Source organism: Paracoccus sp. 22332, from assembly GCF_052045125.1.
GTDB lineage: Bacteria > Pseudomonadota > Alphaproteobacteria > Rhodobacterales > Rhodobacteraceae > Paracoccus > Paracoccus haematequi_A.
The window spans coordinates 82,636-104,099 of the sequence record NZ_JBQEOI010000007.1 but is presented as its reverse complement, the minus strand read 5'-3'; the positions used below and the strand labels follow the sequence as shown (position 1 = coordinate 104,099).

The 21,464-nt window shown below is 66.7% G+C and carries 20 protein-coding genes; 16 read left to right on the top strand and 4 right to left on the bottom strand.

The annotated features are described in order from the left end of the window. Nucleotides 1-75: 75 nt before the first annotated feature. On the bottom strand, nucleotides 76-402 hold the full coding sequence (locus ACTJI6_RS10350; RefSeq protein WP_440800401.1) for a DUF1330 domain-containing protein: 327 nt from the start codon (nucleotides 400-402) through the stop codon (nucleotides 76-78). Between the two features lie 188 nt (nucleotides 403-590). Between ACTJI6_RS10350 and ACTJI6_RS10345 the strand changes: the two genes are divergently transcribed. From ACTJI6_RS10345 to ACTJI6_RS10300, 10 genes are all read left to right on the top strand, one after another. Then, nucleotides 591-1,814 (top strand): efflux RND transporter periplasmic adaptor subunit, encoded by a 1,224-nt coding sequence (locus ACTJI6_RS10345; RefSeq protein WP_440800399.1) that lies wholly within the window; start codon nucleotides 591-593, stop codon nucleotides 1,812-1,814. 29 nt (nucleotides 1,815-1,843) lie between these two features. After that, nucleotides 1,844-4,966, top strand: a complete 3,123-nt coding sequence (locus ACTJI6_RS10340) for an efflux RND transporter permease subunit (RefSeq protein WP_440800397.1) — start codon at nucleotides 1,844-1,846, stop codon at nucleotides 4,964-4,966. Beyond that, complete coding sequence (locus ACTJI6_RS10335; RefSeq protein WP_440800395.1) at nucleotides 4,963-5,850, top strand: LysR family transcriptional regulator; 888 nt, start codon at nucleotides 4,963-4,965, stop codon at nucleotides 5,848-5,850. The genes ACTJI6_RS10340 and ACTJI6_RS10335 overlap by 4 nt, the downstream gene beginning before the upstream one ends. 89 nt (nucleotides 5,851-5,939) lie before the next feature. Beyond that, entirely contained in the window at nucleotides 5,940-6,416 is a 477-nt protein-coding gene (locus tag ACTJI6_RS10330) for a formate dehydrogenase subunit gamma (RefSeq protein WP_440800393.1), read from the top strand. Then, on the top strand, nucleotides 6,413-7,930 hold the full coding sequence (locus ACTJI6_RS10325; RefSeq protein ID WP_440800391.1) for a formate dehydrogenase beta subunit: 1,518 nt from the start codon (nucleotides 6,413-6,415) through the stop codon (nucleotides 7,928-7,930). Before ACTJI6_RS10330 ends, ACTJI6_RS10325 begins: the two co-directional genes overlap by 4 nt. Then, nucleotides 7,927-10,833, top strand: a complete 2,907-nt coding sequence (gene fdhF / locus ACTJI6_RS10320) for a formate dehydrogenase subunit alpha (protein WP_440800389.1) — start codon at nucleotides 7,927-7,929, stop codon at nucleotides 10,831-10,833. Before ACTJI6_RS10325 ends, fdhF begins: the two co-directional genes overlap by 4 nt. 3 nt (nucleotides 10,834-10,836) lie before the next feature. Continuing rightward, nucleotides 10,837-11,661, top strand: a complete 825-nt coding sequence (gene fdhD / locus ACTJI6_RS10315) for a formate dehydrogenase accessory sulfurtransferase FdhD (protein WP_440800387.1) — start codon at nucleotides 10,837-10,839, stop codon at nucleotides 11,659-11,661. Beyond that, nucleotides 11,651-11,851 (top strand): formate dehydrogenase subunit delta, encoded by a 201-nt coding sequence (locus ACTJI6_RS10310; RefSeq protein WP_126154745.1) that lies wholly within the window; start codon nucleotides 11,651-11,653, stop codon nucleotides 11,849-11,851. Before fdhD ends, ACTJI6_RS10310 begins: the two co-directional genes overlap by 11 nt. Before the next feature lie 65 nt (nucleotides 11,852-11,916). Continuing rightward, the gene (locus ACTJI6_RS10305; protein WP_440800384.1) at nucleotides 11,917-12,873 is read left to right on the top strand and encodes a diacylglycerol/lipid kinase family protein; all 957 of its coding nucleotides are present in this window, start codon (nucleotides 11,917-11,919) and stop codon (nucleotides 12,871-12,873) included. Further along, nucleotides 12,870-13,718 (top strand): metallophosphoesterase family protein, encoded by an 849-nt coding sequence (locus ACTJI6_RS10300; protein WP_440800382.1) that lies wholly within the window; start codon nucleotides 12,870-12,872, stop codon nucleotides 13,716-13,718. The genes ACTJI6_RS10305 and ACTJI6_RS10300 overlap by 4 nt, the downstream gene beginning before the upstream one ends. Here the strand turns inward: ACTJI6_RS10300 and modC are convergent. Genes modC through modA form a run of 3 tightly spaced genes read right to left on the bottom strand, consistent with a single transcriptional unit; the run spans nucleotide 13,658 to nucleotide 16,183 of the window. Then, nucleotides 13,658-14,746 carry a molybdenum ABC transporter ATP-binding protein gene (modC, locus tag ACTJI6_RS10295; RefSeq protein ID WP_440800603.1) on the bottom strand — a complete coding sequence of 363 codons (1,089 nt, stop codon included), beginning with the start codon at nucleotides 14,744-14,746 and terminating at the stop codon, nucleotides 13,658-13,660. The two genes, ACTJI6_RS10300 and modC, sit on opposite strands and share 61 nt — an antisense overlap. Beyond that, the gene (gene modB, locus ACTJI6_RS10290) at nucleotides 14,743-15,438 is read right to left on the bottom strand and encodes a molybdate ABC transporter permease subunit (RefSeq protein WP_440800380.1); all 696 of its coding nucleotides are present in this window, start codon (nucleotides 15,436-15,438) and stop codon (nucleotides 14,743-14,745) included. Before modB ends, modC begins: the two co-directional genes overlap by 4 nt. 1 nt (nucleotide 15,439) lies before the next feature. After that, entirely contained in the window at nucleotides 15,440-16,183 is a 744-nt protein-coding gene (gene modA / locus ACTJI6_RS10285) for a molybdate ABC transporter substrate-binding protein (protein ID WP_440800378.1), read from the bottom strand. A gap of 289 nt (nucleotides 16,184-16,472) precedes the next feature. On the opposite strand from modA, the gene rpsA reads away from it, so the two are divergent. The 6 genes from rpsA to trpB all read left to right on the top strand — a co-directional run bounded on the left by rpsA (nucleotide 16,473) and on the right by trpB (nucleotide 21,462). Further along, nucleotides 16,473-18,152: a 30S ribosomal protein S1 gene (rpsA, locus tag ACTJI6_RS10280; protein ID WP_440800376.1), complete on the top strand. Its 1,680-nt coding sequence runs from the start codon at nucleotides 16,473-16,475 to the stop codon at nucleotides 18,150-18,152. Nucleotides 18,153-18,363: 211 nt separating this feature from the next. Beyond that, nucleotides 18,364-18,648, top strand: a complete 285-nt coding sequence (ihfB, locus tag ACTJI6_RS10275) for an integration host factor subunit beta (protein WP_089388111.1) — start codon at nucleotides 18,364-18,366, stop codon at nucleotides 18,646-18,648. Between the two features lie 63 nt (nucleotides 18,649-18,711). Further along, on the top strand, nucleotides 18,712-19,134 hold the full coding sequence (locus ACTJI6_RS10270; protein ID WP_440800374.1) for a lipopolysaccharide assembly protein LapA domain-containing protein: 423 nt from the start codon (nucleotides 18,712-18,714) through the stop codon (nucleotides 19,132-19,134). Nucleotides 19,135-19,137: 3 nt separating this feature from the next. Beyond that, entirely contained in the window at nucleotides 19,138-19,770 is a 633-nt protein-coding gene (locus ACTJI6_RS10265) for a phosphoribosylanthranilate isomerase (protein WP_440800372.1), read from the top strand. Further along, nucleotides 19,767-20,213: a GNAT family N-acetyltransferase gene (locus tag ACTJI6_RS10260; protein WP_241232782.1), complete on the top strand. Its 447-nt coding sequence runs from the start codon at nucleotides 19,767-19,769 to the stop codon at nucleotides 20,211-20,213. Before ACTJI6_RS10265 ends, ACTJI6_RS10260 begins: the two co-directional genes overlap by 4 nt. A 22-nt stretch (nucleotides 20,214-20,235) precedes the next feature. Further along, complete coding sequence (gene trpB / locus ACTJI6_RS10255; protein ID WP_440800370.1) at nucleotides 20,236-21,462, top strand: tryptophan synthase subunit beta; 1,227 nt, start codon at nucleotides 20,236-20,238, stop codon at nucleotides 21,460-21,462. Nucleotides 21,463-21,464: the final 2 nt, after the last annotated feature.

Sequence of the window (21,464 nt, the reverse complement as noted above, 5' to 3'; positions counted from 1 at the left end):
CATGTTCCGCACCGGGCCGCGTTCCGGCCTTTGCCGCTTCCTTGCAGCTTTGCGTCCTGGCTGCAATCGGGCAGTTCAACCTTTCGGCAAATAGGGGATTGCGCCCGCCAGATCGGTGTCGTCGATCAGGTGGAAATTGCTGATGCTGCCCGCCTTGCGCGCCTGGGCGAAGGGGGCATAGTCGGGATCGGCGGCAAAGGCGCGGGCGGCGTCCTTGGACGGAAACTCGATCAGCGCGATCAGGGTGTTGCCTAGGGCCTTGCCCTCCAGCGTGTCGATATTGCCCGAACGCGACAGATAGCGTCCGCCGTGCCGTGCCGCGATCTCGTGGACGCGGGCGGCGTAATCGGGCACCCAGGAATCGTCGGTCACGGTCACGTCCGCGATCAGATAGGCAGTCATCGGATCCTCCCCCGGTTCATCTGCTGGGGACACAGTGCCTGCGGCCGGCGCATCAGGCAAGCACGGCTGTCGGCTGCGGACGAAATCGCATTGTCCTTCATTGCGGCTAACGATAGCGTGAGCGGTAGCAAACGGGCCTTACGCGAACGGGCACAGGTCAGCATCGGTAAACCTTTCGGACGGACAGCATGGCGACGCTGAGACAAATCCTTGTTTTTTCCGGCCTGGTCGCGGCGGCTGCCCCGCAGGGCCTTCTGGCTCAGGCGCCCGGCGGCGACATGCCGCCCCCTGCCGTCACCGTCGTGACCTTGCAGGCCCAGGACGTGACACTGACCGCCAGCCTGCCAGGCCGCGTCGTGGCCTCGGCCGAGGCGGAACTGCGGCCCCAGGTCGGCGGTCTGATCGTCGAACGCCTGTTCGAGGAAGGCAGCCCTGTCGCGCAAGGCGACCCCCTGTACCGTATCGACCCGCGCAGCTATGAGGCGGCGCAGGCCCAGGCGCAGGCGGCCTTGGCCCAAGCCCAGGCCCAGGCCGATGCCGCCCGACGCGAGGCGGAACGGGTCGTGGCCCTGCGTGACCGGCGTGTGGCCAGCGAACAGACCCAGGACAGCGCCGTCGCCGCCCGCGACGCCGCCGAAGCCGCAGTCAAGGCGGCCGAGGCGCAGTTGCTGGCGGCCCAGATCGACCTGGACCGCACCACCATCACCGCGCCTCTGGACGGGGTGATCGGCCTCGCCCAGGCCAGCCCCGGCGCCCTGGTCACGGCGGGGCAGGCCAACCCCCTGGCCGTGATCCGCCGCATCGACCCGGTGCGCGTGGACGTGACACAATCGGCGGCGGAAATCATCCGCTGGCAGCGCATGGGAGCGGATGCCGCGCTGCCCGAGGGCGCCGACCGCACCGTGACGTTGCGCCTGGCCGATGGCAGCACCTATGAACATACCGGATCCCTGACCGCGGCCGAGCCGCATGTGGACGAAACCACCGGCGTGATCACATTGCGGATGGAATTCGCCAATCCCGAGGGGTTCCTTCTGCCCGGCATGTTCGTGCTGGCCGACATCCCGCAGGCGCAGTTGAAGGACGCCATCCTGGCCCCGCAAGAGGGCGTCAGCCGCGACCGGCGCGGCCGTCCCGTCGCCATGGTCGTGAACGATCAGAACCTGGTCGAGGAACGCGCCCTGGAAATTGCCCAGGACCACGGCAATCAATGGGTGGTGACCAAGGGCCTTGCCGCCGGCGACCGCATCATCGTGGCGGGCGTGCAGCGCATCGCGCCGGGCGCGCCGGTCACGCCGCAGGAACGCGGCAGCGAGGATGCCGGCGCCGCGGCAGCTACCCCCGGAGAAGCGGCCCCCGAACCGCAAAATCCCGACCAGGCGACCCAGGCCGAAGCCGCGTCCGCCAACTGACGTTCCAGCCAGCGAAGGCGTGACAGACCATGGCCCGTTTCTTCATCGACCGTCCGGTATTCGCCTGGGTAATCTCGATCATCATCATGGGCATCGGCATCCTGTCGATCCTGACCCTGCCGGTGGCCCAGTATCCGCAGATCGCGCCGCCCTCGGTCACGGTGCGCGCCACCTATCCGGGCGCCTCGGCGGAAACCATCTCGAACACCGTGACGCAGGTGATCGAACAGCAGATGACCGGGCTGGACGGGCTGCGCTATATCTCGTCCAGCTCGACCTCGGCGGGGTCGTCGTCCACCACGCTGACCTTTGAAACCGGGACCGACGTGGACATCGCCCAGGTCCAGGTCCAGAACAAGCTGTCCCAGGCGACGCCCCTGCTGCCCGAACCCGTGCAGCGCCAGGGCGTGGTGGTCGAGAAGTCGACTGCGGGCTTCCTGATGGTCATCGGCCTGATCGGCGACGACAACTATGACCAGACCGACCTGTCGGACTATATGTTCTCGAACCTGGTGGACGATCTGTCGCGGGTCGAGGGCGTCGGCAGCGTCCAGGTCTTCGGCGCACCCTATGCGATGCGCATCTGGCTGGATCCCGACAAGCTGGCGGCATACGAGATCACGCCTTCGGACGTGGTGGCGTCGGTAACGGCGCAGAACACGCAGATTTCCGCCGGGGCCTTCGGCGACCTGCCCGCCGTGCAGGGCCAGCAGCTGAACGCCACCGTGACCGCCCAGTCGTTGCTGTCGACGCCCGAGGATTTCCGCCAGATCGTCCTTCGGGCCGAGGAAAACGGCGGCCTTGTGCTGCTGCGCGACGTGGCGCGGGTCGAGATCGGGTCGGAAAGCTATGCCACCGACGCGACGTTCAACGGGCGCCCCTCGTCCGGGATGGCACTGTCGCTGGCGCCAGGGGCCAACGCGCTTGATACCGCCGACCGGGTCAAGGCGCGGATGGTCGAATTCGCCGAATTCTTTCCCGAGGGCGTCGATTACGTCATTCCCTTCGATACGTCGCCCTTCGTGTCGATCTCGATCGAGGAGGTCGTCAAGACGCTGATCGAGGCCATCGTGCTGGTGTTCATCGTCATGTACGTGTTCTTGCAGAACTGGCGGGCGACGCTGATCCCGACATTGGCGGTGCCCATCGTCCTGCTGGGCACGTTCGGGATCATGGCGGCCTTCGGCTTCACCATCAACACGCTGACCATGCTGGCGATGGTGCTGGCCATCGGCCTGCTGGTCGACGACGCCATCGTGGTCGTCGAAAACGTCGAACGCATCATGGAGGAGGAAGGGTTAGAGCCGCGCGAGGCGACGCGCAAGTCCATGGGCCAGATCACCGGCGCGCTGATCGGGATCGCCCTGGTCTTGTCGGCCGTGTTCGTGCCGATGGCCTTCTTCGGCGGCTCGACCGGGGTCATCTATCAGCAGTTCGCCATCACCATCGTTTCGGCCATGGGCCTGTCGGTTCTGGTCGCGCTGACCCTGACGCCCGCCTTGTGCGCGACGCTGTTGCGGTCCAAGGACCATCACACCAAGAAGGGCCTGTTCGGCTGGTTCAACCGCAACTTCGACCGCACGACGAACGGCTATACCGGCGCCGTCGGCTGGATCGTGCGCCGCCCGCTGCGGTCGCTGCTGGTCTATGCCGCCATCGGCGCGGCGATGGTGCTGTTGTTCCTGCGCACCCCCGAAGGCTTCCTGCCGGACGAGGATCAGGGGATCATGTTCGTGCTGATCCAGGGTCCGACCGGCGCCACCGCCGAACGGACCGCCGCCGTCATCGACCAGGTGCGGGATTATTTCCTGAACCAGGAAAAGGATTCGGTCGAATCGATGTTCGGCGTGGTGGGCTTCAGTTTCGCGGGCCAGGGCCAGAACGTCGGCATGGCCTTCGTGCGGATGAAGGACTGGGACGAACGGCTGGACCCCTCGCAATCGGTGCAGGCCGTGGCGGGCCGGGCCTTCGGCGCGTTGTCCGGCATTCAGGACGCGATGGTCTTTCCCATCGTCCCCCCGTCAGTGATCGAGCTTGGCAACGTCTCGGGCTTCGATTTCTATTTGCAGGCGCGCGGCGGGCAGTCGCACGAGGATCTGCTGAACGCCCGCAACCAGTTCCTGGGCATGGCGGCGCAAAGCCCGCTGATCGCCCAGGCCCGACCCTCGGGGCTGGAGGATGCGGCCCAGTTCAGCCTCGACATCGACTGGCGCAAGGCGGGCGCGATGGGCGTCACCGCGACCGACGTGGCGAACCTGTTGCAGATCGCCTGGACCGGCCGCTACGTCAACGATTTCGTGGACCGGGGCCGCATCAAGCGCGTCTATGTCCAGGGCGAGGCGAATTCCCGGTCCACCCCCGGCGATTTCGACAAGTGGCGGGTGCGCAATTCGATGGGCGGGCTGGTGCCATTCTCGAACTTCTCGACCGGGAACTGGTCCTTCGGCCCGCAGGGGCTTAGCCGTTATAACGGCATTCCTGCGATGCAGATCCAGGGCGGTCCCGCGCCGGGGGTCAGTTCCGGCGACGCCATGGCCGAGGTCGAGCGCCTGGTATCCCAACTGCCCGGCTTCGCCGTCGCCTGGACCGGCCTGTCGCTTGAGGAGCAGGAATCGGGCGACCAGACCATGCTGCTCTATGCGCTGTCGCTGGCGGCGGTGTTCCTGTGCCTGGCGGCGCTTTACGAAAGCTGGTCGATCCCGCTGGCGGTGATCCTGGTCATGCCCATCGGCGTTCTGGGCGCGCTGCTGGGGGCGTATCTGGGCGGCTTCGACAACGGCGTGTTCTTCCAGGTGGGGCTGCTGACCGTGATCGGCCTGACCGGCAAGAACGCCATCCTGATCGTGGAATTCGCCCGAGAACAGTCCGAACAGGGCGTCCCCCTGTTCCGGGCCGTGGTCGAGGCCGCGCGCCAGCGGTTCCGCCCGATCATCATGACCTCGATCGCCTTCACGCTGGGGGTGCTGCCGCTGCTGCTCTCCACCGGGGCGGGGGCCAACGGCCGCAACGCCATCGGCGCGACGGTGATCGGCGGGACCGTCGCCTCGACCGTGATGGGGATCCTGTTCGCGCCGCTGTTCTATGTGCTGATGCGCCGACTGCTGGGGCGCAAGGACAAGCTGGATGAGGGCGCAGCGGTGCCCGCCGCATGATCGACAAGCTGGAAATGTTCCTGGCGGTCGCCAAGGAACGCCATTTCGGCCGCGCCGCCGAAAGCCTGGGGCTGACGCAGCCCACGCTGTCGGCGGGCATCAAGCAGCTTGAGGAACAGCTTGGCGTGCTGCTGATCTTTCGCGGCTCGCGCTTCGGCGGGCTGACGCCAGAAGGCCAGTCGGCCCTGGTCTGGGCCCGCCGCATCGTCGGCGACGCCCGCCAGTTGCGGGAGGAGATGCGCGCCACCCGCCACGGCCTGTCCGGCCAGCTGCGCATCGCGGTGATCCCCACGGCCCTGACATGGGCCGCCCGGATCAGCGCCCGCTTCGGCGCCGCCCATCCGAATGTCGGCATGACCATCCTGTCGCGCACCTCGGTCGAGATCCTGCAAATGATCGACGACCTGACGGTGGATGCGGGGATTTCCTATCTGGACAACGAACCCCTGGGCCGGGTCAGCACGGTTCGCCTGTATGACGAACGCTACATGCTGGTCTGCGCGGCCGATTCGCCCCTGGCCGGAAAGGACCGTATCGGCTGGGCCGATCTGGCGGGGCACCGGCTGTGCCTGCTGACCAGCGACATGCAGAACCGCCGCATCATCAACCGCAACCTGATCGAGGCGGGCGTGACCCCGCAGGCGACGGTCGAATCCAGTTCGACCGTGGTGCTGGTCGCGCATGTGCTGGAGGGCGGCTGGATCACCATCCTGCCCGAGGACATCGCCGCCTTCCTGACCGAAGGCAAGCCGCTGCGGACCATCCCGCTGGACGGCGACGGCGCCAGCCATGCCGTGGGCCTGGTCGCACCCTGGCGCGAGCCGCATACGCCGGTGCTGGAGGCGCTGCTGGCCGAAGCACGGCGGATGGCTAACGATAGATGATTTCTATCGACTGACGAAACAACGATATTGATTTCGCGATGGCGGGTCTGGTCTGATGGTCGGAACACGGATCGTCGAAAGGCTAGCTTATGCATGTCAATGCGCCAGCCCCGACCGAGGAGGAGATCCGCAGCGTTGTCACGCCGCTCGCCTCTCTGGAAGGGCCACTTCTGCCGATGCTGCACGCATTGCAGGACGTATACGGATATGTCCCGCAGGAATGCGTGCCGGTTCTGGCGGAGGTGCTGAATCTGGGCCGGGCGGAAATCCATGGCGTCATCAGCTTCTATCACGATTTCCGCGCCCATCCGACCGGCCGCCACGTCCTGAAAATCTGCCGGGCCGAGGCCTGCCAGTCGATGGGCGCCAATGCTCTGGCCGAATCCACCCTGCAAAAGCTGGGGATCGGCTGGCATGACACGACAGCCAACGGCGCGGTGACGGTCGAACCCGTCTATTGCCTGGGCATGTGCGCCTGCGCGCCCGCCGCGATGGTCGATGGCCGCGTCGTCGGCCGCCTGGACGATGCCCGCATGGACCGCATCCTGGCCGAGGTGGGCGCATGAAGATCTTCGTCCCCCTGGACAGCGCCGCCAGGGCGCTTGGCGCGGATGACGTGGCCGATGCGATCGCGCGCGAGGCCAAGGCGCGCGGGCTCGACCTGCATCTTGTCCGCAACGGCACGCGCGGCATGGTCTGGCTGGAGCCCTTGGTCGAAATCGACACCCCACAGGGGCGCATCGGTTACGGAAATGTGACCCCGGAACAGGTGCCCGACCTGCTGGACGGCAGGTTGAACAGTCTGGGCCGGGTCGAGGATATCGACTGGTTCGCCCGCCAGACCCGGCTGACCTTCGCCCGCTGCGGCGTGATCGACCCGCTGGATCTGGACGATTACGCGGCCAATGGTGGTCTGGTCGGTTTGCGCCGCGCGCTGACCATGACCAAGGCGCAGATCGTGCAGGAGGTTATCGACAGCGGATTGCGTGGCCGGGGCGGGGCAGGGTTTCCGACCGGCATCAAGTGGAAGACCGTCAGCGAAGCCGAGGCGCCGCAGAAATACATCGTCTGCAACGCCGATGAGGGCGACAGCGGCACCTTTGCCGACCGCATGATCATCGAGGGCGATCCCTTCCAGCTGATCGAGGGCATGGCCATTGCGGGCCTGGGCGTCGGCGCGACGCGCGGCTATGTCTATCTGCGGTCGGAATATCCCGACGCCATCGCGATCCTGACCCGCGCGGTCTCCATCGCCCGCCAGCGGGGCCTGCTTGGTCCCGACGTGCTGGGATCGGGCCGCGCCTTCGAGATGGAGGTCCGCACCGGCGCGGGCGCCTATGTCTGTGGCGAGGAAACGTCGCTGCTCAACAGCCTCGAAGGCAAGCGCGGCACCGTGCGCGCCAAGCCGCCGCTGCCCGCCTTGCAGGGCTTCCTGAACCGGCCCACGGTCGTGAACAACGTCATCTCGCTGACCACGATCCCCGTGATCTTCGAACGCGGCGCCGCCCACTACGCCGATTTCGGCCTGGGCCGGTCGCGCGGCACTGTGACCTTGCAGATCGCCGGCAACGTCAAGCGCGGCGGGCTGTTCGAAACCGCCTTCGGCCTGACCCTGGGCCAGGTCGTGAACGAGATCGGCGGCGGCACCGCCAGCGGCCGCCCGGTGAAGGCGGTCCAGGTGGGCGGCCCCCTGGGCGCCTATATGCCGGTCGAGAAATTCCACACGCCGATGGGTTACGAGGAATTTGACCAGAACGGCGGGCTGATCGGCCACGCGGGGCTGGTGGTCTTCGACGACAGCGTGGACATGCTGCGCATGGCCCGTTTCGCGATGGAGTTCTGCGCCGTCGAATCCTGCGGAAAATGCACCCCCTGCCGGATCGGGGCGGTGCGCGGCGTGGAAACCATCGACCGGATCGCCCAAGGCGACGCAGCGGCGATCCCGCTGCTGACCGACCTTTGCGAGACGATGAAGGACGGCTCGCTCTGCGCGCTTGGCGGCTTCACGCCCTTCCCCGTCATGTCCGCCCTGACCAATTTCCCCGACGATTTCGCCACCTATCGGGAGGCAGCCGAATGAGAGATTTCATCATCCCCCAATACCCGTCGGGCGACGACCGCGACATGGGCACCCCCGCCCGCAGCGGCGCGCCGGTTACGCTGACCGTGGACGGCTTTCCCGTCACGGTGCCGGAAGGCACATCGGTCATGCGCGCCGCAGCCTTGGCCGGAATCATGGTCCCCAAACTGTGCGCCAGCGACAATCTGGAGGCCTTCGGATCCTGCCGCCTGTGCGTGGTCGAGATCGAGGGGCGGCGCGGAACGCCCGCATCCTGCACCACCCCCGTGACGGAAGGCATGGTGGTCCATACCCAGTCCGACAAGCTGCGCCGGATGCGCAAGGGCGTGATGGAGCTGTATATCAGCGACCACCCGCTGGACTGCCTGACCTGCGCGGCCAATGGCGATTGCGAATTGCAGGACATGGCTGGCGCCGTGGGCCTGCGCGACGTGCGCTACAAGGCGCCCGAGGAACGCAGCCTGCTGAACCACTTCGCCACCCGCGACGGGGCGGGGATCAATGCGCTGTATGTCCCCAAGGACGAAAGCAACCCCTATTTCACCTATGATCCGGCGAAATGCATCGTCTGTTCCCGCTGCGTCCGCGCCTGCGAAGAAGTGCAGGGCACCTTCGCGCTGACCATCGAGGGGCGGGGATTCGACAGCCGCGTCAAGGCGGGGACGATCGGCGACGATTTCCTGACCTCGGACTGCGTGTCCTGCGGCGCCTGCGTGCAGGCCTGCCCGACCGCGACCTTGCAGGAAAAATCGGTGATCGAACTGGGAACGCCAGAACGGTCGGTCATCACCACCTGCGCCTATTGCGGCGTCGGCTGTTCCTTCAAGGCGGAACTGAACGGCGACCAGCTTGTGCGCATGGTCCCCTACAAGCACGGCAAGGCGAACCGGGGCCATTCCTGCGTCAAGGGCCGCTTCGCCTATGGCTATGCCCAGCACAAGGACCGGATCCTGCGCCCCATGATCCGCGACACCATCGAGGAACCCTGGCGCGAAGTGTCCTGGGACGAGGCGCTGAGCTTTGCCGCCAACCGCCTGAAGGGCATCCAGCAGAAATACGGCCGCAAGTCGGTGGGCGTCATCACCTCCAGCCGCTGCACCAACGAGGAAACCTATCTGGTGCAGAAACTGACCCGCGCGGTCTTCGGCAACAACAACACCGACACCTGCGCGCGCGTCTGCCATTCGCCGACCGGATACGGGCTGGGCAAGACCTATGGCACCTCGGCCGGGACGCAGGACTTCGACAGCGTGGAACAGGCCGATGTGGTGATGATCATCGGTGCCAACCCGACCGACGGCCACCCGGTCTTTGCCAGCCGCCTGAAAAAGCGCCTGCGCCAGGGGGCAAAGCTGATCGTGGTCGATCCGCGCCGCACCGACATCGTGCGGTCCCCGCATATCCAGGCGCAATATCACCTGCCGCTGAAACCAGGCACCAACGTCGCCACCGTCACCGCGATGGCGCATGTGATCGTGACCGAGGGACTGTTCGACGAGGATTTCATCCGCACCCGCTGCGACTGGGACGAGTTCCAGTTCTATGTCGATTTCGTCAGCGATCCGCGCCACAGCCCCGAAGCGGTCGAGATGCTGACCGGGGTGCCCGCCGCCGACCTGCGCGCGGCGGCGCGGCTTTATGCGACGGGAGGGAACGCGGCGATCTATTATGGTCTTGGCGTGACCGAGCATTCGCAGGGGTCCACCACGGTGATCGGCATCGCTAACCTGGCCATGCTGACCGGCAATATCGGTCGCGCCGGCGTCGGCGTGAACCCGTTGCGCGGTCAGAACAACGTGCAGGGCAGTTGCGACATGGGCAGCTTCCCGCACGAACTGCCCGGCTATCGCCATGTCAAGCTGCCCGATGTGCGGGCGATTTATGAACAGGCCTGGGGCTGCGAGATCGACCCCGAACCCGGCCTGCGGATCCCGAACATGCTGGACGCGGCGGTCGAGGGCACCTTCAAGGGCCTGTACTGCCAGGGCGAGGACATTCTGCAATCCGACCCCGACACCCATCACGTCGCCGCCGGGCTTGCGGCAATGGAATGCGTCATCGTCCACGACCTGTTCCTGAACGAAACGGCGAACTATGCCCATGTCTTCCTGCCGGGATCGACCTTCCTGGAAAAGGACGGCACCTTCACCAATGCCGAACGCCGCATCAACCGCGTCCGCAAGGTGATGGCGCCCCGCAACGGTTACGAGGACTGGGAGGTCACGCAGCTTCTGGCCAAGGCCATGGGCGCGGACTGGCATTATACCCATCCCCGCCAGATCATGGAGGAGATCGCGGCCACCACGCCCAGCTTCGCCGGCGTCACCTATGAACTGCTGGAGGAGAAGGGTTCCGTCCAGTGGCCCTGCAATGCAACTGCGCCCGAGGGCACGCCGCTGATGCATATCGACGGCTTCGTGTCGGGCAAGGGGCATTTCATGGTGACGGAGTATGTCGCCACCGACGAACGCACCGGGCCGCGCTTCCCGTTGCTGCTGACCACCGGGCGGATCCTGGCGCATTACAACGTCGGCGCCCAGACCCGTCGCACCGAGAACGTCGCCTGGCACCCCGAGGACGTTCTGGAAATCAACCCCCATGACGCCGAACAGCGCGGCATCAACGAGGGCGACTGGGTGCGGCTGGCGTCGCGCGCCGGGGAAACCACGCTGCGGGCGACGCTGACTGACCGGGTGGCGGCGGGTGTGGTCTATACGACCTTCCATCACCCCTCGACCCAGGCTAACGTGGTGACCACAGATTTTTCCGACTGGGCGACGAATTGCCCGGAATTCAAGGTCACCGCCGTGCAGGTCAGCCCCTCGAACGGTCCCACGGACTGGCAGGAGCGTTACAACGAACAGGCCGAACGGTCGCGGCGGATCCTGACTGCCGCGGAGTAAGCCATGACCCTGCCGCCGCCCTTTGGGGCCTCGGACGCCACCCACCATCGCCCCGGCAGCAGCGTCGCGGTCACTCGCGCGCTGCCCGACGAGGTGGCGATCGCGATGGTCTATCACGGCTCGACCCATGCGGTGATGATGGCGACGCCCGCCGATGTGCAGGACTTCGCGGCGGGCTTTTCGCTGACCGAGGGCATCGTCACCGGCCTGGACCAGATCGCCAGTTGCGAGGTGATCTCGCATCCCAAGGGGATCGAGGCGCAGATGTGGCTGGCCGAGGACCGCGGCGAGGCACTGGCCGCGCGCCGCCGGTCGCTGGCCGGGCCGGTCGGCTGCGGGCTGTGCGGCATCGACAGCATCGAGGCGGCGGTGCGGTCCCTTCCGGACCTGTCCGGCACCGGGCCTGCCCTGACGGTTGAGGATGTCGCCGCCGCGACTGAATCGCTGCGCGGCTGGCAGCCGCTGCACGACAGAACCCGCGCGGTCCATGCGGCGGGCTTCCTGCTGCCCGGCCAGGGCGTGGTGCTGGCGCGCGAGGATGTGGGGCGGCACAATGCCCTGGACAAGCTGATCGGCGCGATGGCCCGGCAGGGGATCGACCCTTCGCAGGGCGCCATCGTCCTGACCAGCCGCGTGTCCACCGAGATGGTGCAGAAATGCGTCATGGCGGGCTGTGCCATCCTGATCGCCGTCTCCGCCCCGACGCTGCACGCCCTGCGCCTAGCCCAAGGGTCGGGCCTGACCCTTGCCGCATTCGCGCGGGGCGAGGGTTTCGATCTGTTCTGCCACCCCGAACGGCTGCGCGCCGAGGTTTCCGATGTCGCCTGAAAAGATGGTCATGATGGCCAACCAGATCGCCACCTTCTTCGACACCCAGCCGGGCCACGCGCCCGACAAGATCGCCGACCATCTGCGCGACTTCTGGGAGCCGAGGATGCGCGAGCAGTTGAAATCCTATCTCGCCCAGGGCGGAGCGGGCCTGCGCCCCTCGGTGCAAGAGGCCGTCCGGCACCTTTGATGCGGCGGGCGTGAAACCGTCCTGTCGGCTTGCGTGTTGATGGGGGAAATCACCTCGGGGGACGGATGCGCGATACAGCCGATAGGGTGGATCTGTCCGCCTGCCGATTGTGCGTGATCGGCAATCTTGGATCGGGAAAGAAGGACGGCCGCCAGCAGGCCGAGGCGATCCGCGATGCGCTGGAAGGCCGGGTTGCCGAATTCGCCCTGCGCGCGACCGACCGGGGAGAGCAGTTGCCGGGCCTTGCCCGCCGCGCGGTCGAGGATGGGTTCGACATCGTGGTGGCCTATGGCGGCGACGGCACCCAATCGGCAGTGGCGGGCGCGCTGACCGGGACGCAGACGGTGATGGGCGTGCTGCCGGGCGGCACCTTCAACTATTTCGCGCGCGATTTGGGCGTGGGCGAGACGGTCGAGGATGCGCTGGAAACCCTGCTGGACGCCAACGTCAGGCCCGTCGATGTCGGCCAGATCGAGGATCTGGTGTTCCTGAACAATGTCAGCCTGGGCGCCTATCCGCATATCCTCAAGACGCGCGAGGGGATCTATGAACGCTGGGGCCGGTCGCGGCTGGCGGCCTATTGGTCGGTGCTGGTGGCGATGCGGCGGCTGCGCCATCCGATGCGCCTGACCGCCACGGTCGACGGCCAGGACCGTCATTTCACCACTGCCCTGGTCTTCGTCGCCCGCAGCGCCTATCAACTGGACGCCTTCGGGCTGGACGGCGCGGATGCGATCCGGGCGGGCAATTTCGCGGTTCTGATTGCCAAGGCGCGCAAGCCCCTGCCGCTGCTGCGGTCTGCCTTTCGGCTGGCTTTCGGCTTCAGCGCCAAGGACAGCGATTTCGACCTGATCCTGACAGACCGCCTGGTGATCGAGACCGGCAAGCGCCAGCAGTTGATCGCCCATGACGGCGAAAAGACCCGCATGGTTAGCCCCTTCCACCTGCGCGTCCGGCATGGCGACCTGAAGGTTCTGGTTCCCGCCGATGGCGTCAGCAAAACCAGGGACGCGCGGGCGTGACGCGGATCGTCCACCTGTCGGATCTGCATTTCGGATTCCATCGCGCCGCCCTTGCCGAACCGCTGCTGGCGCGGGTGAACGGCGCCGGGGCCGATCTGGTGGTCGTGACCGGCGACGTGACCCATCGCGGACGGAGCGGCCAATATGCTCAGGCCGCCGCCTTCCTGTCGCGGATCCGGGCGCCCCTGATGGTGGTGCCGGGCAATCACGACGTGCCGCTGTATAACCTGGCCGTCCGCTATCTTGCGCCCTATGCGGGATTTCGCCGGGCGATGGGACGGGATCTGGTGCCTGTGCGACAGGCGGGCGGCGCGCGGGTTCTGGGCCTGAACAGCGTCGATCCCTTCGCCGTGCAGCGCGGCATCATCCGCACGGGAGAGATCGGGCGGCTGATCGGCCGCCTGGATCCGCTGGCCACGAACATCGTCGCGCTGCATCATCCGCTGGAACATCTGGCCCAGGTCGACAAGGAATTGGCCCGCCGCGCGCCGCAGGCCCTGGCACGGCTGGAACGCGCGGGCGCGCAGATCGTGCTGTCGGGGCATCTGCATGTCTGGGCGACGGGTGCCATGCTGGAACAGACGGCCCATCCGGGCGTGCTGCAAATCCAGGCGGGCACGGCTTTGTGCGGGCGGTTGTCGGACCGGCAGAACGAATTCGCGGTCTTGCAGATCGACGGGCCGATGCTGACCATCGAACGCCATATCGCGCCCATGGACGAACCGGATTTCCGCCCCCCGGAATACGAGCATTTCTCGCGCGAGAGCGGGATCTGGGTCGCTCATCAGCCGCCCGAAACGCCGATCGTCCCCGGCGCGACCGAGACCGCCTTCAGCACCGCGTGAACCGGCAGGCCGGGGCGCAGGTCCAGCGCGGCGGCCGAGCGCGCGGTGATCCGCGACAGGATCACCTGATCGCCCGCGTCCAGCCGCACCAGCACGCTGTCCCCGGCCGGGCCCAGATCGCGGATCCGTGCGGGGATGACGTTCAGCGCGGAGATCCCCTGCGGCGGCACGGTGGCGATCATCACGTCCTGCGCCAGGATGCGCAGCCGCAGCAGCGTGCCGACGGGCGCGGCGATCCGGGGCAGGTACAGCGGTCCTGCCGGGGCCGCCAGCCGGGTCAACCCGTCGCACTCCTGCGCGTCGACTCGCGCGGTCAAGACGGCGCCCGCCTCGGCAAGGCCCAGCAGGGGGGCGACCGCCGGGTCCGACAGCAGCGCGGCGACCGGCCCCGCCGCCGTCACCCGGCCCCGATCCAGCAGGACGACGGTGGTCGCCAGCCGGGCGACCTCGGCCGTGGAATGGCTGACATAGAGGATCGGCAGCCCGGCCTGATCGCGCAGCCGTTCCAGATAGGGCAAGATCTCGTCCTTGCGGGGCTGGTCCAGCGCGGCCAGCGGTTCGTCCATCAGCAGCAGGCGGGGATGTGACAGCAGCGCCCGGCCGATGGCGACACGCTGGCGTTCCCCCCCCGACAGGGCGTTGGGGCGGCGGGTCAGAAGCGGGCCGATGCCCAGCATCTCGACCACGCGCGGCAGGTCGGACGGGCGGCCGCGGGCCGTGAACCAATGACCATAGAGCAGGTTCTGCCGCACGGTCAGATGCGGAAACAGCCGCGCGTCCTGAAAGACATAGCCGATGCCGCGCCGATGCGGCGGCAGGAAGATGCCCCGGTCGCTGTCGTTCAGCACGGTGTCCTGGAGCGTGACGCGCCCCGATTGCGGGCGCAGCAGGCCTGCGACGGCGTTGACGACGGTGGTCTTGCCCGAACCCGACCGGCCGAACAGCGCGGTCAGCCCGGCGGGGGCCTGGAAGGCGGCGTCAAGGGTGAAGCCCGCGAAGGCGTGGCGCAGCGCGACCGACAGCATCAGGCGCCCCGGATCCGCCGCGCGATCAGGCGCGACAGCCATTCGGACAGGAACAGCGCAGCCATGGCGACCGCGACGGCGATCAGCACCAGCCGGGCGGCGGCGGCCTCGCCCCCCGGCACCTGCAGGAAGGCATAGATGGCCGAGGGCAGGGTCTGCGTCTGGCCGGGGATGTTTGACACGAAGGTGATCGTCGCGCCGAATTCCCCCATCGCCTTGGCGAAGGCCAGGATCGCGCCCGCCAGGATGCCAGGCAGGATCAGCGGCAGCGTCACGGTCAGAAACACCCAGGGGCGCGGTGCCCCCAGCGTCGAAGCCGCATGTTCCAGTCGGGGATCCACCGCCTCGATTGCCAGGCGGATGGCGCGGACCATCAGCGGAAAGGCCATGATCGCGGCGGCCAGCGCCGCGCCGGTCCAGCGGAAGGCGAAGACGATGCCGATCTGGTCCAGCCATTGCCCGACCCAGCCGCGCCGTCCGAAGGCAAGCAGCAGCAGATAGCCGGTGACGACCGGCGGCAGCACCAGCGGCAGATGCACCAGCCCGTTCAACAGCCCATGCCCCGGAAAGCGCCATCGCGCCAAGGCATAGGCGACCAGGATCCCCAGGGGCAGGCTGGCCGCGACTGCCCACAGCGATACCTTCAGCGACAGGCGGACCGCCTGCCACGCTTCGGGGGTCAGCCAGTCGGTCAAGTCAGTCCTTCACGCTGAAGCCATGCTTTTCGAAGATTGCATCCGCAGCATCGCCCGACAAGGCGTCGTAGAAGGCGCGGTCGGCATCGTCCGCAGCCCCGGTCAGCAGGGCGGCCGGATAGATGATCGCCGGATAGCTGTCGGCGGGAAATTCGCCCACGATGGTCACGTCATCCTCGGCCGCGGCGTCGGTGGCATAGACGATGCCATAGGGGGCCTCTCCGGTCGCGACCAGGGCCAGGGCGGCGCGCACATTGTCGGACTGCGCCACATCGGCCTGAACGCCGTCCCACAGGCCCAGGTTTTCCAGCGCGGCCTTGCCGTATTTCCCGGCGGGCACGGACTCGACCAGGGCCATCGCCAGCTTGCCGCCGTCCAGCATTCCGGCCAGGTCGGTGTCAGAGCCGATCGTGACCGGCTGCGCGTCGCCATGCGCGATCAGCACCAGCCTGTTGCCCAGGATATCGTCGCGAGTCTGGACCAGACCGGCCTTCTCGACCTCGTCGACCCATTGGACATTGGCCGAGATGAACAGATCGGCCGGCGCGCCCTCGATGATCTGCTTGGCCAGAGCGTTCGACCCGGCATAAGAGATGGTGACGGTGTTGCCGGTGTCGGCGATGAACTGCGCGGCAACCTCGTCCAGCGCGTTTTTCAGCGAGGCGGCGGCGAAGACGCTGACATCCTCGGCCCAGGCGGGCAGGGCAGTCAGGGACAGGGCGGCGGCAAGCAGGGCAGGGCGCATCGGAAACCTCGTGGGATATGTTTTCCCGAACCTATCGCCCTGCCTCACGGACCTGCAAGCGATATTTCCGGTTGAATATAACCTGGTGCCCGCCCCTTTTTGCATTGAACCACGGGCCGAACACGACTATATGACCGCCAGTCTTACGGGCGACATGGTCACAACAGACCGCATCGGAATGGGTCGGGCGTCAACGCCGCGACCCTTTGTCGTTCCCGGAAGGCAGCCATAAAGACCGGCGGAGCCAACCGCATGGCCAGTAACATGACCCAAAGGAAAACGATCATATATGTGCGCTAAAGCGACCATGGAGGAATTCGAAGCCCTCCTGAACGAAAGCTTCGACATCGACACCCCGGACGAAGGTTCGGTCGTCAAGGGCAAGGTCATCGCCATCGAGGCGGGCCAAGCCATCATCGACGTCGGCTACAAGATGGAAGGCCGCGTCGATCTGAAAGAATTCGCAAATCCCGGCGAAGAACCCAGCATCAAGGTCGGCGACGAGGTCGAGGTCTATCTGGACCGCGTGGAAAACGCCCGCGGCGAAGCCTCGATCAGCCGCGAGAAGGCCCGCCGCGAGGAAGCCTGGGACCGTCTGGAAAAAGCCTATGCCGATGAAGAGCGCGTCGAAGGCGCCATCTTCGGCCGCGTCAAGGGCGGCTTCACCGTCGATCTGGGCGGCGCCGTGGCCTTCCTGCCCGGTTCGCAGGTCGATGTGCGTCCCGTACGCGATGCCGGCCCGTTGATGGGTCTGAAACAGCCGTTCCAGATCCTGAAGATGGACCGCCGCCGGGGCAACATCGTCGTGTCGCGCCGCGCCATCCTGGAAGAATCCCGCGCCGAACAGCGCGCCGAGGTCATAGCCAACCTGACCGAAGGCCAGGTGGTCGATGGTGTCGTCAAGAACATCACCGAATACGGCGCCTTCGTCGACCTGGGCGGCGTTGACGGCCTGCTGCATGTCACCGACATGGCCTGGCGCCGCGTCAACCATCCGTCCGAGATCCTGGCGATCGGCGAGACCCTCAAGGTCCAGGTCATCAAGATCAACAAGGACAGCCACCGCATCAGCCTGGGCATGAAGCAGCTTCAGGCCGATCCGTGGGATACCGTCGGCGACAAGTTCCCGATCGGTTCGGTCCATCAGGGCCGCGTGACCAACATCACCGACTACGGCGCCTTCGTGGAACTGGAAGCCGGTGTCGAGGGTCTGGTCCACGTTTCGGAAATGAGCTGGACCAAGAAGAACGTCCATCCGGGCAAGATCGTCTCGACCTCTCAGGAAGTCGAAGTGATGGTGCTGGAGATCGACGAAGCCAAGCGCCGCGTGTCGCTGGGCCTGAAGCAGACGCAGCGCAACCCGTGGGAAGTCTTTGCTGAAACGCATCCCTCGGGCACCGTCATCGAGGGCGAGGTCAAGAACATCACCGAATTCGGTCTGTTCGTCGGCCTGGAAGGCGATATCGACGGCATGGTCCACCTGTCCGACATCTCGTGGGATGCGCGTGGCGAGGATGCGATCCAGGACTTCCGCAAGGGCGACGTGGTGAAAGCCGTCGTCCAGGACGTGGATGTCGAGAAAGAGCGCATCAGCCTGTCGATCAAGTCGCTGGAAAACGAGCACATGGCCGAAGCCGTTGACGGCGTGAAGCGCGGCTCGGTCGTCACCGTCGAAGTGACCGCCATCGAGGACGGCGGGATCGAGGTGGAATACAACGGCGTCAAGTCGTTCATCCGCCGTTCCGATCTGGCCCGCGACCGCCAGGATCAGCGCCCCGAGCGCTTCCAGGTCGGCGACAAGGTCGATGCCCGTGTCACCAACATCGACACCAAGACCCGCCGCCTGGGCCTGTCGATCAAGGCCCGCGAGATCGCCGAGGAGAAGGAAGCTATCGACCAGTACGGCAGTTCGGATTCCGGCGCCTCGCTGGGCGACATCCTGGGCGCCGCGTTGAACCGCAGCAACTGATCGCGGTCCTGACCGCCTGACATCGCCCGTTCCGCCTGCGCGGGACGGGCTTTTTCGTGCCCGCCGGGCGGCCGGGTTCCGCTCACGCATCTTGCGTGGCGGGGGCAAAACTGGCATCGCTATGGAAACTGGGAACCTTTTCCTGCGTTGCCTTTTTGTCGCAAGTCTTGCGGACGACGCCTTGCAGCCCGTTACGCCACCTGGGGGGATGATGATCCGGTCCGAACTGATCCAGCTTATCGCTGATGAAAACCCGCATCTGTTCCGGCGCGACGTCGAGCGGATCGTGAACACCGTGTTCGAGGAGATCATCGACGCCATGGCGCGCGGGGACCGGGTCGAACTGCGCGGCTTCGGCGCCTTCTCGGTCAAGAAGCGCGATGCCCGCACCGGCCGCAATCCTCGCACCGGCGAGGCGGTCGATGTCGATCAGAAATACGTTCCCTTCTTCAAGACCGGCAAACTGTTGCGCGATCGGTTGAACGGGGACGCCTGACCGGCATAGAAAGCCCGTAAGGACACCGCGCCGCGCCCTTGCGGCCGCAACCAAGGATATTCCATGCGCTTTCTTCGACTGATCTTCGTAGTGTTGCTGGCCCTCATCCTGGTGGCCGTGGCTCTTGCCAACCGCGAGACGGTGACGCTGTCGGCATTTCCTGCGAATTTCGGGCAATATCTGGGCGGGCAATGGTCCGTGGCCCTGCCGCTGTTCCTGGTGATCTTCCTGGCCTTCGCCTTGGGGATGCTGGCCGGACTGGTGTGGGAGTGGCTGCGCGAATCCCATATCCGGCGCGAGGCGCGGGCCCAAGCCGACCGCGCCGCCCGGCTGGAAAACGAGGTCGGCCACCTGCGCCACCGCCACGCCGCCCCCAAGGACGAGGTTCTGGCGATTCTGGACCGGCCGAAGCCCAAGCCGTCCACCGTTCCCGCCGCCACGACCGCACCGGCGCCGGGCACCACACTGCCCGCCCCCGGTCGCTGAGGAATGGCCCAGGTCAAGATCTGCGGCCTGCGCCGTCCCGACCATATCGAGGCCGCGGCCCAGGCGGGGGCGCGCTATGTCGGGCTGGTGTTCTTTCCGAAATCGCCGCGCGCCGTCTCGGTCGAGGAGGCGGCGTTGCTGACGCAGCACATCCCGATGGGCGTGGCGGCGGTCGGGCTGTTCGTGAACCCGGACGATGCGCTGCTGGATCAGGTGTTGGGCCGTGTGCCGCTGGACATCATTCAGCTTCATGGCGGCGAAAGTCCCGACCGGGTGGCGCAGGTCAAGGCGCTGACCGGCCTGCCGGTGATGAAGGCGGTGGGGGTGTCCGGTCCCGAAGACCTTCCCGCGCTGACCGATTACGGGCTGGTCGCCGACATGCTGCTGGTGGATGCCAAGCCGCCCAAGGGGGCCGACCTGCCCGGCGGCAACGGCCTGTCCTTCGACTGGCGGCTGCTGGTCGGGCGGAAATGGCTGCGCCCCTGGATGCTGGCGGGCGGCCTGACCCCGCAGAACGTGGCCGAGGCGATCCGCCTGACCGGCGCCCCGGCGGTCGATGTCTCGTCCGGGGTAGAGACCGAGCCGGGCATCAAGGACGAAGGGCTGATCCGCGCCTTTGTCGCGGCGGCCTCGTGACCGTCCGGTTCCGTCCCGCGCATCGGGACGACATTCCGGCGGTTGCGGCCCTGCTGGCCGACGACATCCTGGGCCGGACCCGCGAAGGGGCGGACATGGCGCCTTATCTGGCGGCCTTCGACGCGATGCAGGCCCAGGGCGGCAACATGCTGGTGGTGGGTCTGTCGGATGACCGCATCGTCGCCTGCTATCAGATCGTCTTCATTCCCGGTCTGTCCGCGACCGCCAGCCTGCGCGCCCAGATCGAAGGGGTGCGCGTCGCCTCGGACCTGCGGGGCCGGGGGATCGGCGCGCGCCTGATTGCGGATGCCGAGGATCGGGCGCGGGCGGCGGGATGCGGCCTGATGCAGTTGACGACCAACCGGACGCGGGTCGATGCGCACCGCTTCTATGACCGCACGGGCTTCACGCCCAGCCATATCGGCTATAAGAAGCCGCTCTAGGATTTCAGGGAAGGCGCGCCCCATGGCAGACGATCTGGTGAACAGCTACAAGACCGGCCCCGACGAACAGGGCCGCTTCGGCATCTATGGCGGCCGCTTCGTCAGCGAGACGCTGATGCCGCTGATCCTGGACCTGGAAGCCGAATACGAACGCGCCAAGACCGACACCGCCTTCTGGGCAGAGATGGACGATCTGTGGACGCATTACGTCGGACGCCCCTCGCCGCTGTATTTCGCGGAACGCCTGACCGAGCATCTGGGCGGCGCCAAGATCTATATGAAGCGCGACGAGCTGAACCATACCGGCGCGCACAAGATCAACAACGTGCTGGGCCAGATCCTGCTGGCGCGGCGGATGGGCAAGACCCGGATCATCGCCGAAACCGGCGCGGGCCAGCATGGCGTGGCGACGGCTACGGTCTGCGCGCGATTCGGGCTGAAATGCGTGGTCTACATGGGCGCGCATGACGTTGAACGCCAGGCGCCCAACGTGTTCCGCATGCGCCTGCTGGGGGCCGAGGTCGTGCCCGTCACCAGCGGCCGGGGCACGCTGAAGGACGCGATGAACGACGCGCTGCGCGACTGGGTGACGAATGTGCGCGACACCTTCTATTGCATCGGCACGGTGGCGGGGCCGCATCCCTATCCGGCCATGGTTCGCGATTTCCAGTCGATCATCGGCAAAGAGGTCAAGGAACAGATCCTGCCCCGCGAGGGCCGTCTGCCCGACACGATCATCGCCGCCATCGGCGGCGGGTCGAACGCCATGGGGCTGTTCTATCCGTTCCTGGACGACAAGGACGTGCGCATCATCGGGGTCGAGGCCGGGGGCAAGGGCGTCGACGACCGGATGGAGCATTGCGCCAGCCTGTCGGGCGGCCGGGCGGGCGTGCTGCACGGCAATCGCACCTATCTGTTGCAGGACGATGACGGTCAGATCCTGGAAGGCCATTCGATCAGCGCAGGCTTGGACTATCCCGGCATCGGCCCGGAACATGCCTGGCTGAACGACACGGGCCGCGCCGAATATGTCAGCATCACCGATACCGAGGCGTTGGAGGCGTTCCAGCTGTGCTGCGCCCTGGAAGGCATCATCCCGGCCCTGGAACCCAGCCACGCCTTGGCGCATGTGATGAAGATCGCGCCCGACCTGCCGCGCGATCACCTGATCGTCATGAACATGTGCGGGCGCGGCGACAAGGATATCTTCACCGTCGCCAAGCATCTGGGATTTGATATCAAGACATGATG

What these genes read in the sequence shown, in the direction of transcription:
- ACTJI6_RS10305 (WP_440800384.1), top strand. Translation starts at nt 11,917, where the DNA reads ATGCGCGATACAGCCGATAGGGTGGATCTGTCCGCCTGCCGATTGTGC.
- ACTJI6_RS10310 (WP_126154745.1), top strand. Translation starts at nt 11,651, where the DNA reads ATGTCGCCTGAAAAGATGGTCATGATGGCCAACCAGATCGCCACCTTC.
- ACTJI6_RS10330 (WP_440800393.1), top strand. Translation starts at nt 5,940, where the DNA reads ATGCATGTCAATGCGCCAGCCCCGACCGAGGAGGAGATCCGCAGCGTT.
- fdhF (WP_440800389.1), top strand. Translation starts at nt 7,927, where the DNA reads ATGAGAGATTTCATCATCCCCCAATACCCGTCGGGCGACGACCGCGAC.
- ACTJI6_RS10265 (WP_440800372.1), top strand. Translation starts at nt 19,138, where the DNA reads ATGGCCCAGGTCAAGATCTGCGGCCTGCGCCGTCCCGACCATATCGAG.
- ACTJI6_RS10350 (WP_440800401.1), bottom strand. Translation starts at nt 402, where the DNA reads ATGACTGCCTATCTGATCGCGGACGTGACCGTGACCGACGATTCCTGG.
- ACTJI6_RS10270 (WP_440800374.1), top strand. Translation starts at nt 18,712, where the DNA reads ATGCGCTTTCTTCGACTGATCTTCGTAGTGTTGCTGGCCCTCATCCTG.
- ACTJI6_RS10345 (WP_440800399.1), top strand. Translation starts at nt 591, where the DNA reads ATGGCGACGCTGAGACAAATCCTTGTTTTTTCCGGCCTGGTCGCGGCG.
- ACTJI6_RS10335 (WP_440800395.1), top strand. Translation starts at nt 4,963, where the DNA reads ATGATCGACAAGCTGGAAATGTTCCTGGCGGTCGCCAAGGAACGCCAT.
- ihfB (WP_089388111.1), top strand. Translation starts at nt 18,364, where the DNA reads ATGATCCGGTCCGAACTGATCCAGCTTATCGCTGATGAAAACCCGCAT.
- rpsA (WP_440800376.1), top strand. Translation starts at nt 16,473, where the DNA reads ATGTGCGCTAAAGCGACCATGGAGGAATTCGAAGCCCTCCTGAACGAA.
- fdhD (WP_440800387.1), top strand. Translation starts at nt 10,837, where the DNA reads ATGACCCTGCCGCCGCCCTTTGGGGCCTCGGACGCCACCCACCATCGC.
- modA (WP_440800378.1), bottom strand. Translation starts at nt 16,183, where the DNA reads ATGCGCCCTGCCCTGCTTGCCGCCGCCCTGTCCCTGACTGCCCTGCCC.
- ACTJI6_RS10325 (WP_440800391.1), top strand. Translation starts at nt 6,413, where the DNA reads ATGAAGATCTTCGTCCCCCTGGACAGCGCCGCCAGGGCGCTTGGCGCG.
- ACTJI6_RS10340 (WP_440800397.1), top strand. Translation starts at nt 1,844, where the DNA reads ATGGCCCGTTTCTTCATCGACCGTCCGGTATTCGCCTGGGTAATCTCG.
- trpB (WP_440800370.1), top strand. Translation starts at nt 20,236, where the DNA reads ATGGCAGACGATCTGGTGAACAGCTACAAGACCGGCCCCGACGAACAG.